Origin of the sequence: Desulfoprunum benzoelyticum, from assembly GCF_014201505.1 — a bacterium.
GTDB classification, from domain to species: Bacteria; Desulfobacterota; Desulfobulbia; order Desulfobulbales; family Desulfocapsaceae; genus Desulfoprunum; species Desulfoprunum benzoelyticum.
Map to the genome: position 1 here is coordinate 1 of NZ_JACHEO010000038.1, position 11159 is coordinate 11159.

General features: G+C 59.2%; 11 protein-coding genes. All 11 read right to left on the reverse strand.

Going from position 1 to position 11159, the window contains the following annotated elements:
* Positions 1–221, reverse strand: a 221-nt coding sequence (locus HNQ81_RS16940) for an acyl-CoA dehydrogenase family protein (protein ID WP_183352576.1), incomplete at its 3' end; no start/stop codon positions are given.
* Positions 222–266: 45 nt separating this feature from the next.
* A complete protein-coding gene (locus tag HNQ81_RS16945) occupies positions 267–1409 on the reverse strand; it encodes a cyclohexane-1-carbonyl-CoA dehydrogenase (protein WP_183352578.1) in 1143 nt (380 codons plus the stop codon).
* Positions 1410–1935: 526 nt separating this feature from the next.
* Positions 1936–3960: an acyl CoA:acetate/3-ketoacid CoA transferase gene (locus HNQ81_RS16950; RefSeq protein WP_240191847.1), complete on the reverse strand. Its 2025-nt coding sequence runs from the start codon at positions 3958–3960 to the stop codon at positions 1936–1938.
* Between the two features lie 147 nt (positions 3961–4107).
* A complete protein-coding gene (locus HNQ81_RS16955; protein WP_420842288.1) occupies positions 4108–5172 on the reverse strand; it encodes a sodium ion-translocating decarboxylase subunit beta in 1065 nt (354 codons plus the stop codon).
* Positions 5173–5694: 522 nt separating this feature from the next.
* On the reverse strand, positions 5695–6105 hold the full coding sequence (locus HNQ81_RS17965) for a biotin/lipoyl-containing protein (RefSeq protein ID WP_337833470.1): 411 nt from the start codon (positions 6103–6105) through the stop codon (positions 5695–5697).
* Between the two features lie 109 nt (positions 6106–6214).
* Positions 6215–6514: an OadG family protein gene (locus tag HNQ81_RS16965; RefSeq protein WP_183352584.1), complete on the reverse strand. Its 300-nt coding sequence runs from the start codon at positions 6512–6514 to the stop codon at positions 6215–6217.
* 206 nt (positions 6515–6720) lie between these two features.
* The gene (locus HNQ81_RS16970; RefSeq protein ID WP_183352586.1) at positions 6721–7638 is read right to left on the reverse strand and encodes an electron transfer flavoprotein subunit alpha/FixB family protein; all 918 of its coding nucleotides are present in this window, start codon (positions 7636–7638) and stop codon (positions 6721–6723) included.
* Positions 7639–7648: 10 nt separating this feature from the next.
* Positions 7649–8419, reverse strand: coding sequence for an electron transfer flavoprotein subunit beta/FixA family protein (locus HNQ81_RS16975; protein ID WP_183352588.1), 771 nt, complete (start codon positions 8417–8419; stop codon positions 7649–7651).
* A gap of 95 nt (positions 8420–8514) precedes the next feature.
* Positions 8515–10518: a heterodisulfide reductase-related iron-sulfur binding cluster gene (locus HNQ81_RS16980; protein ID WP_183352590.1), complete on the reverse strand. Its 2004-nt coding sequence runs from the start codon at positions 10516–10518 to the stop codon at positions 8515–8517.
* A 1-nt stretch (position 10519) separates the two neighbouring features.
* The gene (locus HNQ81_RS16985; protein ID WP_183352592.1) at positions 10520–10978 is read right to left on the reverse strand and encodes a PaaI family thioesterase; all 459 of its coding nucleotides are present in this window, start codon (positions 10976–10978) and stop codon (positions 10520–10522) included.
* Positions 10979–11009: 31 nt separating this feature from the next.
* On the reverse strand, positions 11010–11159 hold a 150-nt coding region (locus HNQ81_RS16990; RefSeq protein ID WP_244960494.1), incomplete at its 5' end, for a 3-hydroxyacyl-CoA dehydrogenase family protein.

Sequence of the window (11159 nt, forward strand, 5' to 3'; positions counted from 1 at the left end):
TCTTCCAGGACCAGGGCCAGGGTCGAGACCGGCATGCCGGTGCCGCCGTACTCTTCCGGCAGCAGCGGGTTGAGCAGGCCGAGCTCGGCGAACAGATCGCGGGCATGCTCGGGAAAGGCCGCGGTCTCGTCGAGTTCCTGGGCCCGGGGGGCGATTTCCTTGGCCACGACGTCGCGGACCATATCGATCGTCAAGCGTTGTTCTTCAGTCAGATGTTTCATCGATTTCCCTCGTTATGATTGGTGGAGAATTTCGGACAGGGCGATTCACGCGGTTTCTTTCAGTATCTCTCGGGCGATGACCAGACGTTGGATCTGGTTGGCCCCTTCGAAGATCTGGGTCAGCTTGGCGTCGCGGAACATCCGTTCCACCGGATAGTCCTGCATGTAACCGTAGCCGCCGAAGACCTGGATGGCGTCGGTCGTGATCTGCATCGCCGCGTCGGAGGCGAAGAGCTTGCCCATCGAGGCCAGCTTGGTGTTGCGCTGGCCGTTGTCGAACTGGGCCGCCGCCCGGTAGATCAGACCTCGGGCCGCCTCGATCTTCGTGGCGCTGTCGGCGATGATCTGCTGGATCATCTGGTGTTCGCACAGCGCCTGGCCGAAGGTCTTGCGCTCCTTGCTATGCTTCACCATCTGCTCGAAGGCCCCTTCGGCAATCCCCAGGGCCTGGGCCCCGATCGCCGGCCGCGACATGTCGAAATCCTGCATCGCCAGCAGAAAGCCCTTGTCGACCTCGCCCAGCACATTGGCGACCGGGACCCGGACCCCATCGAGGTACATTTCCGAGGTCTTCGAGCCGCGCTGCCCCAGCTTGCGCTCGATCTTGCCCACCGTCAGACCGGGGGTGTCGCGCTCGACCAGGAAAAAGGTCAGGCCGTTGCGGCCGTTATCGGAGGTACGGGCCAGAACGGTGTAGTACGAGGCGACCGGACCGTTGGTGGAGAAGCATTTGGTCCCGTTGAGAATGTAGTCGTCGCCGTCCCTGACCGCCGTGGTGCGCAGGGCAGAGACATCGGAGCCGGCGCCGGGTTCGGACACCAGGTAGGCCGCCAGCTCCCGGTTCTTGACGATGCGGGGCAGGACCCGGGCCAGCAGCTCGGGGCTGCCGCCGTGGAGCAGGGGGAAACTGCCGACCGCCTGGATGATCAGCATCAGGGCCGACGAGGCACAGTGGCGGGCGATCTCCTCGACCGCGACACAGAGCAGGGTGCCCTTATTCTGTTCCGGGCCGCCGTGTTCGGGCGGGAACACCATGGTCATCAGCCCCAGGTCCCACAACAGCGTCAAGACATCGCGGTCGAGTTCACCGGTGGCGTCGGTCGTTGCCGCCACCGGGGCGATCTTCTCTCGTGCGGCCTGGCGGATAGTCTCGGTGACGATGCGGATCTCATCTGATTCGGTAAACATGGGGCCTCCTGCTTGATGTTTTCTGGGTTTGAATGCTGCGAGTGACTCTGCTGCCTTTATCCAGTAATCGTGCCAGAACCGATGGGGTGCAGCCGAAAAAATCAATTCATTGATATTACGCGATAAAATAATTTGAGTAAGAACATGGAGGGATGGGGATCAGTGGGGAGATGTAGACGATCGTCTACATGTGACCGTTCGGTTCTGCCTGGAATCGGGATGTTGGTGGAGTGAACCCAACGGGAGACATGTCGATGGATGGATACACTGACCGGCGGCTGTCTGGGCCGGCTGTTTGGGTCAAAATCTGCAATTTCTTGAGCATGTCGCTGCCGCGGAGAAAAACCGGCTGCGGAGAGAGGCGAGTTGTAGTCGTGTCAGAGAAGATCGAATCGACTACCACCATGGAGTGCGGAGTGGTTGTGGGTCCGGCGCCGGCGCCGAGGGAAAGGTCGTTTTCCCGCCACCGGCGCCGCTGGTCCGAACATCATTGCCCAGGGGGCGACATCACTGCATCTTTCTCGACTCAGAAGTCAGCCAGTGCCTTGCGGGCCTCATCTTTACTTTCATAAATGTGGGGCGAAACCCCCCGCTTCTGCAATTCGTCTCCGAGTTTCATCCGCAGGAAGGTACTGGTCGTGTAGCGGGTGACGCTCTCGTAGAAATTTGCCGCGTACTTCACCATTTCGACGTATTCGTCGACAAGGTGCGGTGAAACGTTGAAGTTGTCGTAGTTGGCGATGGTGTGCACCTTTATGCCGATGGGTTCCAGGATCGACCCCACGACTTTTTTCATCTCCTGAATTTCTTCACTCGATTTCATGTAGTAGTTTTCAAGATTGATGAAAAAGATGTTGTCCTCCGCATTGTAGGCGAAACGGTCCTCCATGGGGATGTTGAGGAGATCGTCCTTGATCCCCATCCGGGCGAGCCGGAAAATGCGTTCATCCATCAGTTTCGGCGGCCGGCGCATGACCGGTTTGAAATCCATCAGGGCCAGAACCTGGGTCTCCAGGTCTATTCCGGGGGCGATCTCAATCAGTTCCAGCCCATCCTCGCACAGGGTGAAGACACAGCGCTCGGTGATGTACAGCACCTGCTGCCGGATGCTTACGGCGTACTGACCGCTGAACGTCTTCTGCTCCACCTGGCTGACGAACTTTTTCTCCCGCCCCTCCTGGTCGATGTTCAGCTTGCCGTCCTCCACCGAGGTCTTGAGCCCACCGGCGGTGAAGGTCCCGACAAAGCAGACCTTCTTGGCATTCTGACTGATGTCGATAAATCCCCCCGGGCCGGTAAAACGAGGCCCGAACTTGCTGACGTTGACGTTTCCTTCCCCATCCGTCTCGGCCATGCCGAGAAAGGCGATGTCGAGGCCGCCGCCGTCGTAGAAGTCGAACATGGCGTTTTCGGTGATCAAGGCGTCGGAGTTGACGCCGGCGCCGAAATCCAGCCCTCCCGCCACCAGGCCGCCGATGATACCCGATTCGGCCGTCAGGGTGGCATATTCCAGTACCCGTTCCTCGTTGGCAACCCGCGACACCCCTTCCGGCATACCGATGCCGAGGTTGACGATGCTGTTGGGCTTGAGCTCGAAGGCGGCGCGGCGGGCGATGATCTTGCGTTCGCCCATTTCCAGCGGCGGAATCGCCTGCATCGGCACCCGGTGCTCACAGCTGTAGGCGACACTGAATGGCGTTCCGAAGGTCTGCCAGTGGTTCTCGGGTTTGGCCACCACGACGCAGTCGACCAGGATGCCGGGGATGACGACGTCGCGGGTGTTGAGGGTTCCGCTTTCGGCGAGCCGTTCGACCTGGACGATGACGATCCCGCCGGAGTTCCGGGCGGCCTGGGCCATGGCCAGCGCATCGAGGACCATGCACTCTTTCTCCATGGTGATGTTGCCGTTAGGGTCGGCCGTCGTGCCGCGGAGGAAGGCGACATGGATCGGGAAGGACTTGTAGAACAGATAGTCCTTGCCGTCGACCTGCATCAGGGTGATGAGATCTTCCCCTTGAGTCTTGGTTAGGTCGTTGAGCTTGCCGCCATCAACCCGGGGATCGATGAAGGTGCCGAGGCCGACATGGGTCAGATTGCCCGGTTTGCCGGCAGCGATGTCGCGATACAGTTGGGTCACGGCCCCCATCGGGACGTTGTAGGCGAGGATCTTGTTTTCATGGATCAGTTTTCCCAGCCCCGGGGTCAGACCGGTATGGCCGCAGATGACTCTCCCCACCAGGCCCTCGAGGGCGAGGTGATTGAGCCCCTTGCCCTTGCCGTCCCCCTGCCCCGCCGGATAGGTGAACGTCAGATTCCTTGGCCGGCCGGTCTTCAGGAACCGCTCCTTGAGGGCGATGGCGAGTTCCTCGGCAAATCCGGCGCCGACAAAGCCTGCCGTCACAATCGTGTCGTTGTCGCGGATCAGATCGATGGCCTCTTCAGCGGTGACGATTTTGCCCTTCTTCATATTCATCGCCGACATCGGGTCAACCATCGGGTGTCCGATCTTTTTCAGATGCATTTTCCCGATCAACGGATTGGTCTCTTTCATAACGTAACTCCCTTTTTTGGATACCATACGCATGTGGACATGCTTCCACCCCCCTGTAGCAGGTGATGAAAATCACCAGAAGGGAAGGAAGATGTCCACATTGTTATTTGCAAAGTGCCATCAAGCCGGAAAAGCCGTACCCGATGTCTACAGCAGGGCCAGGAGCACACCGGCGGCCACGGCCGAGCCGATTACCCCGGCAACATTTGGCCCCATCGCATGCATGATCAGGTGATTCTGCGGGTTGGCTTCGAGACCGACCTTGTTGACGACCCGGGCGGCCATCGGTACCGCCGACACCCCGGCCGCGCCGATCAGCGGATTGATCGGGTTTTTCGACAGCTTGTTCATCAGTTTGGCCATCAAAACGCCACCGGCGGTGCCGATGCTGAAGGCGATCATGCCCAGCACCAGGATGCCGAGGGTCTCGACATTGAGGAATTTATCGGCCGACAGTTTGCTGCCGACACCGAGGCCAAGGAAGACGATGACCGTATACATCAAGGCGTTCTTGATAGTATCTGAGAGCTTGTCGACGACGCCGCACTCTTTGGCCAGGTTGCCGAACATGAACATCCCGATCAGCGGCGCGGCCGACGGCAGCAGGAGCATACAGATCGTCAGCACGAGCAGCGGCAGGATGATTTTCTCCAGTTTGGAGACGTGCCGCAGCTGCACCATCTTGATCTTCCTCTCCTCCTCAGTCGTCAGCCACTTCATGATCGGCGGCTGGATCAGCGGCACCAGGGCCATGTAGGAGTAGGCGGCGATCGCAATTGAACCCAGCAGTCGCGGCGAGAGCTGGCTCGACAGGAAGATCGCCGTCGGCCCGTCGGCGCCGCCGATGATCCCGATGGAGGCGGCATCGCGCAGGGAAAAATTGATGCCGGGCACCAGATCGGTGAGCCACAGGGCACCCAGCAGGGTAGTAAAAATGCCCAGTTGCGCGGCCCCGCCCAGCAGAATGGTTTTCGGGTTGGCAAGCATCGGGCCGAAGTCGGTCAGGGCGCCTACCCCCATGAAGATCAGCAGCGGGAAGACCCCGGTGTTGATCCCGACATCATAGATATAGGTCAGGATTCCCCCCGGTTCGGCAATCCCGGCGAGCGGGATGTTGGAGAGGATCGCCCCGTAACCGATGGGTATCAGCAGCAGCGGTTCGAACCCTTTGAAGATGCCGAGGTAGAGGAGCACCAGGCCGACGGTGATCATCAACACCCGGCCGATGCCGACTGTCCAGTCCTGGGTCGTCTGCCCTTCGAAGATGCCATAGGCACCGGTGGTTCTGGCAAGGTCGACAAGCAGTTCAGACATGGCCGGCAGCGTCCCGTCGCCGCCGACGACGGGCTGGTCGGCAACGATCGGGGTTGTGGCGATGGTCCCGAGCACTTCGTCCTGTTTGACGTTCTGGAAGGAGACGGCCGTCATGGCGGTGATTTTCCCGGCCGCACCGGCCTTCAGGACGATGACCGTCCCGTCCTCCTTTTTCAGGGTTGCGATCTCGTCGCCGCTATAGACAAAGCTGTCCTGATGGGCGAGAACCCGCACTATTTTTGCGTCTGCCGGCGCGACTATATTGACCGTTTCGTCCGCCGCAAGCGCGGCATGAGACCAGGTACACAGCCATGTCAGCAATAGAAATATGAAAAATCTGGATTTCATAATACCTACCCGATATGAGCAAAGAAGAAAGGCTTACCGGCCTTCAACCGGTAAGCAGAAACCTGCACCCAATCAGCCGATGGTGAGAAGCGGCTCGGAGGCCTGGACGGCGTCACCGGCGGCAACATGGATCGCCGAAATCTTGCCGGCGCAGGGGGCGTTGACCTCGGATTCCATTTTCATGGCTTCCATGACCACCAGCGGTTGATTGACGACAACGTTCTCGCCGACCTCCACCAGGATCTTGATGATATTACCCGGCGTCGGGGCATCGACGTCGGTTCCTTCCTTGACCGGAGCGGCAACCGCCGGGGCGACCGTCATACCGCCTGCCGGTGAACCCGCCGCCGGCGCCTGGGCACCGTCAGCAACGGCAACAGTGACGTTGTAGGTCTGGTTGTTGACAGTGATGGTGTAATGGCGGGTTCCGGCAGTTGCGCCGGCAGCCGGGGCAGTACTCTTTTCAATCCCTTTATTGCTCACGATTTTTCTCCTCGCTGAGATTATTGAAACTGTGACTTTGTTGATAGATTTGGTGATTCGAATTGAGGGTGGCAGCATTGACGCTCCCCCAAAAAGCTTCTCTTCAAAATTATTCCCGAATACCCATATCGGTTTCGTAGGCGGCAACGGCGGCGGCGATGACTGCAAATTGCGCCCCCCCGTCACTGCCAGGTACTGGTACTGGGACTGGTAATGGGACTGGGACTGCTTGTGCTTTTTTTCTTTTACTGGCCAGAATGGCTCGGTCGTTGGCTATCGCCTGAATTTCGCGCGCCGCGGCTCCTTTGGTCAGGAAGGCCACGAGCTTGATAAAGTAAATCATCAACAGCAGAAAGAGCATGACGGTGGTCATGCCGACGACCATAAGTTTGAGACCTGCAAATATCATTGAACTCTTGCCTCACTTGTGTTGCAGGGGGGTGCTGAAAACAGAAGTCTCCAGGGCAACCCCCCGCTGGTTCCGGATCACGTCGCTTTTGCCTGAGAGGCCGTTCATGAGACAGGTTGCCCCCAAGGCGATGGCGTCACTTGTCACCAAGGCCCCTGTCGTGTGGAAGCGAGATGTCTACTGAGGGTTCGGCTTCCGCCTTCGCCTCACATCGCCTCGATCTTCTCAGTGAGCACCGGGATAAACTGCTTCAGATCGGCAACCACCAGGACATCGGCAACTTCGCCGATCGGGGCATCCTTGTCGGTATTGATCGCCACGATAAATTCGGATTTTTTCATTCCGGCCAGATGCTGGATCGCCCCGGAAATACCGCAGGCGACATAGAGCTTCGGTGACACGGTCTGACCGGTCGTGCCGACCTGACGGTTATGTTCCGCCCACTCGGCATCGACGACCGGGCGACTGGCCCCGTACTCACCCTTCAGGGCCTTGGCCAGACCGGCAACGATAGCAATATTCTCCGGCTTGCCGATACCGCGTCCGGCACTGACGATCACCGCTGCCTTGGTCAGGTCGACCCCGCCTTTCTCGGCATATTCATAGCCGGCGAATTCGATCCTGCCGGTTCCGCCGGCACTGATCTTTTCAACCGTCGGGGTGCCCGTCGGGTCGTCGGCCAGGCTGAAGGCCCCGGCCTGCAGGGTCAAAACGGTCGTAGCGGTAGTGACGGCGACCTTGCGGCGCAACTTGGAGTTGCAGACCGGTACGACGGGAAGACCGTCGACGAAATCGACGACCTCCGATACCTGGCCGGCCTTCAAGGCGTTTGCCACCCGCGGGGCCAGGTCCCAGCCATAGGAGGAGTGGCAGAAGATCACCATATCCGGCTTGACCTTGGCGATAATCTCCAGCAGCAGCTGTTTATGGACATCCGGGTTGTATTCGCCGCAGGCGGCGACATCGGCCAGATAGACTGTCCCCTCATATTTCGGCAGCTCGCCGTCACTGCCGACGAGAAACATGGCGCTCTCGGCGCCAACCTTATTGGCAAAGGCGATCAGATCATAGACACCGCCTTGCAACTTCCCTTCTCGATATTCAGCAACAAGTAATGTTTTCATCAGATGCCCCCTAGGCCAGAACGGCAGTTTTGTCTTTCAGAATCTTGATCAATTTGTCAGCCAGTTCGCCGATATCACCTTCCAGGATAAGCCCGCCGCCTTTCTTTTCCGGGAAGTAGATCGTCTTCGTCTCCTGGACGGCCGAGGTCTTCAACAGCTCGGCCACCGGAACGGTCAGCATTTCCTTCTTCTTGGCCTTCATGATATTGGGCAGGGTCGGGTAGCGCGGGGTGTTGAGACCAAGCTGACAGGTCACGAGTGCGGGGACCGGCAATTTCACCACCGCCTTGACTCCGCCTTCAAGTTCGCGTTTGACGGTGATTTTTCCACCCTCAAAGACAAAGCCGACGATGGTCGTGACACTGGGGATTCCAAGGGTCTCGGCCGCCAGCACCCCGACCTGGGCGCTGCCCCGGTCCTGCGACTGCATCCCGGTGAAGATGACGTCATAGGATTTAACTTTGGCATGCTCGGCAATGATCGAGGCAATGGAGAAGGGGTCTTTTTTGAAGCTGTCGTCGTCGGCCACATGCACACCGCGGTCGCAGCCCATTGCCAACGCCTTTTTCATCGTCTCCTTGACCCGCTCGGGACCGATGCAGAGCACGGTCAGATCGCCGCCCGCCTGCTCCTTCAGTTGCACCGCCTGCTCGACCGCATATTCGTCATATTCGTTCATCCGCCAGGCCAGGTCGGCGCTGTCGTACCAGCTGCCTTCGCCATTGACATTGAACTTCGATTCCATGTCGGGAACCTGTTTGATACACACCAGAATATTCATACCGTTCTCCTTGTTGTAGTAATCAACATCAGAAAAATATTGACCTTTTATCCTCAAGAGCCTCCCTTGGGCGGCTTCCCTGATTCCTTTCCCGCTTATCCCCGAGCGGCCGGCTGCACAATCCGTTCCGCCAGGATCTCGGCAATGTCACGTGGACGCAGCGATTCCTCGACCCCTGCTCCCTTGACCCCGTCCTCGAACATCGTCAGACAGAAGGGGCAGTTGGAGACCAGCACAGCGGCCTTGGCCTCCGTCGCCATCTGCACCCTCTTGATATTGATGCGGCTTCCCATTTTCTCTTCGGCCAGAATCCGGCCGCCGCCGGCACTGCAGCAGAACGCCTGGTCGCGATTGCGGGCCATCTCGGTGACCACGCCGCCGGCCCTGGCGATCAGCGCACGGGGAGGCTGGTAGATACCATTATGACGCCCCAGATAGCAGGAATCATGATAGGTACAGGAAAAGCCGTCGGTTTTGAGCTGCAGCCGGCCGGAGGCGACCAGTTGTTCCAGAAAGACCACATAGGAGACAACCTCGGTCTCCAGGCCCAGATCCCGGTAATCCTTTTCCAGGGTGTTGTAGCAATGGGGGCAGGTGGTGACGATTTTTTTGACCCCATAGGCCTTGATGGTCTCGATATTCTCCATCGCCTGCGACTGATAAAGGTACTCGTTGCCCATCTTGCGCATCGGCTCGCCGCAGCACTTTTCCTCTTTGCCGAGGATGCCGACCTTGATCCCGGCGGCCTGGCACAGGCTGACGAAGCTGCGGGCGACGGCGATATTGCGCTTGTCGAAACTGGCATAACAGCCGACAAAGTAGAGGATGTCGACCTCCGGCTCCTCGGCAAGGGTCTTGATCCCGAGGTTTTCGGCCCAGTCGCCGCGCGAGGCATAGCCCATCCCCAGCGGGTTGCCGTTGACCTCGGTGGCCTCCATCGCGGTCATGACCTCGTCGCCGGGGAACTCGCCCTCCATCAGAACCAGATTGCGCCGCATCTCGACGATCTTGCCGACGTGCTCGATCCCGGCCGGACAGATATCCTGGCAGGCGCGACAGGTCGTGCACGACCACAGGGCGTCGCGGCCGACGGTCTCGATCAGGTTGGCGTCCGGAACGGGAGAAAAGGCGACCCTGCCCAGGTCGTCGATGACCTTCATCGGCGACAGCGGCTTGTCGGTGGTGTATGCCGGACACCGATCCTGGCAGCGCTGGCACTTGATACAGGCATCGGTATCAAAGATGTCCTTCCAGGTGAGATCGGCAAGGTGGACCGCGCCAAAGTTCTCCGTCTCCTCATTTTCCAGTTCAATGGTCTGGAGCTTGCCGATCGGTCCGCGATCCGCCAGAACCATGTTGGCGGCAATGGTGACGATATGGCGAAACTTGGTGAAGGGGATCGAGATGATGAACACCATCACCAGCAGCAGGTGAAACCACCAGGTGAAGACGTGCAATTGCTGCAACCCCGTACCGCCGATGCCGGCCATGGCCTTGGCGAACACCAGCCCGACCGGGGACCAATACGAAAGCGGGGTGCCGAGTTCGGTCACCGCCATCCGGGCGCCTTCGATCACAAAACCGGTCAGCAGGATCAGAAACAGCAGGCCGTGCATGAAGGCATCGTTCCAGGTGCTTTCAAGGGTCGAAGCTTGCAGAAGATAGCGCCGGACAAACAGGGCCCCCAACCCCAGAAGGGCGACAAGACCGGCAATATCCAGGGATATCGAAAAGATCTTGTAAAAGGTGCCTTTAAGAAACTTGATGTCGAACAGGAGATCGGTGAAATCCGCCTGCAGGACAATGAGTGCGGTGCCGATGAACAGCACGACGAAGCTCCAGAAAAAAGCCCCGTGGGCGAGACCCGGCCAGCGGACCCGGATGACTTTGGCCTGTCGCAGCACAGTCACAGTCGCGTCGACGATTCGCTGCCACAGGTCATCGGTGCGATCGATCGGTTTACCCAACCGATAGACCTTCAACCGCTGCATGCCGCCATAGACCAGGACCCCGATCGCGGCGATCGTCAGCAGGTACATCGGCACCAGCGTGGTCCAGCCGTGCCCAACATTCCAATATATTTCACGGGTCGCTTCCATCTTAACCTTCCTGTCTGTTGATCGGGATCTCGACCATTACCGCCGACCCCTCGGCACACAGCTTGCCCGCGGCCGACAGGGTCAGATCGACAACAACCTTCCGCCCCTTGATCTCGTTGATCTTTCCCCGCACCTCGAGCTCGACGTTTGTCGGCGCCGGAGCCCGGAAATCGACCTTCAGAGATGCGGTGACAAACCGGGTCGCCTCCTGCTGCACCGTTCTGGCCTTGGCGGCCCAGGCGGTCGCCGCCCCATGACAGTCCATCAGCGAGGCGATCATGCCGCCGTAGAGAAAGCCCGGATACCCGCCCGAAAATTTGGGATCGGCAGTGAAACGGCACACGGTCTCCTCGCCGTCCCAGTAGCTCTTCAACTTCATGCCGTCTTCGTTGAGTCTTCCGCAGCCATAACAATGGGCGTATTCATCGGCGTATTGATCCTGAAAGGCCAGCTCTGTCATCTCCGCATCCTCCAAACGTCAAAGACGTTGTTCATTTATAGGTATAAAAACCGCGCCCGCTCTTGCGGCCCAGCCACCCGGCCTCCACATATTGCCGGAGCAGCGGGCAGGGGCGGTACTTGGGATCGCCGAGGCCCTTGTGCAGGGTCTCCAGGATCGCCAGGCAGGTGTCGAGACCGAT

Coding starts and splice junctions, on each gene's coding strand:
- HNQ81_RS16945 (WP_183352578.1), bottom strand. CDS start 1,409: ATGTTTACCGAATCAGATGAGATCCGCATCGTCACCGAGACTATCCGC.
- HNQ81_RS16950 (WP_240191847.1), bottom strand. CDS start 3,960: ATGAAAGAGACCAATCCGTTGATCGGGAAAATGCATCTGAAAAAGATC.
- HNQ81_RS16955 (WP_420842288.1), bottom strand. CDS start 5,172: ATGATCACCGTCGGCCTGGTGCTCCTCTACCTCGGCATCTTCAAAGGG.
- HNQ81_RS16965 (WP_183352584.1), bottom strand. CDS start 6,514: ATGATATTTGCAGGTCTCAAACTTATGGTCGTCGGCATGACCACCGTC.
- HNQ81_RS16970 (WP_183352586.1), bottom strand. CDS start 7,638: ATGAAAACATTACTTGTTGCTGAATATCGAGAAGGGAAGTTGCAAGGC.
- HNQ81_RS16975 (WP_183352588.1), bottom strand. CDS start 8,419: ATGAATATTCTGGTGTGTATCAAACAGGTTCCCGACATGGAATCGAAG.
- HNQ81_RS16980 (WP_183352590.1), bottom strand. CDS start 10,518: ATGGAAGCGACCCGTGAAATATATTGGAATGTTGGGCACGGCTGGACC.
- HNQ81_RS16985 (WP_183352592.1), bottom strand. CDS start 10,978: ATGACAGAGCTGGCCTTTCAGGATCAATACGCCGATGAATACGCCCAT.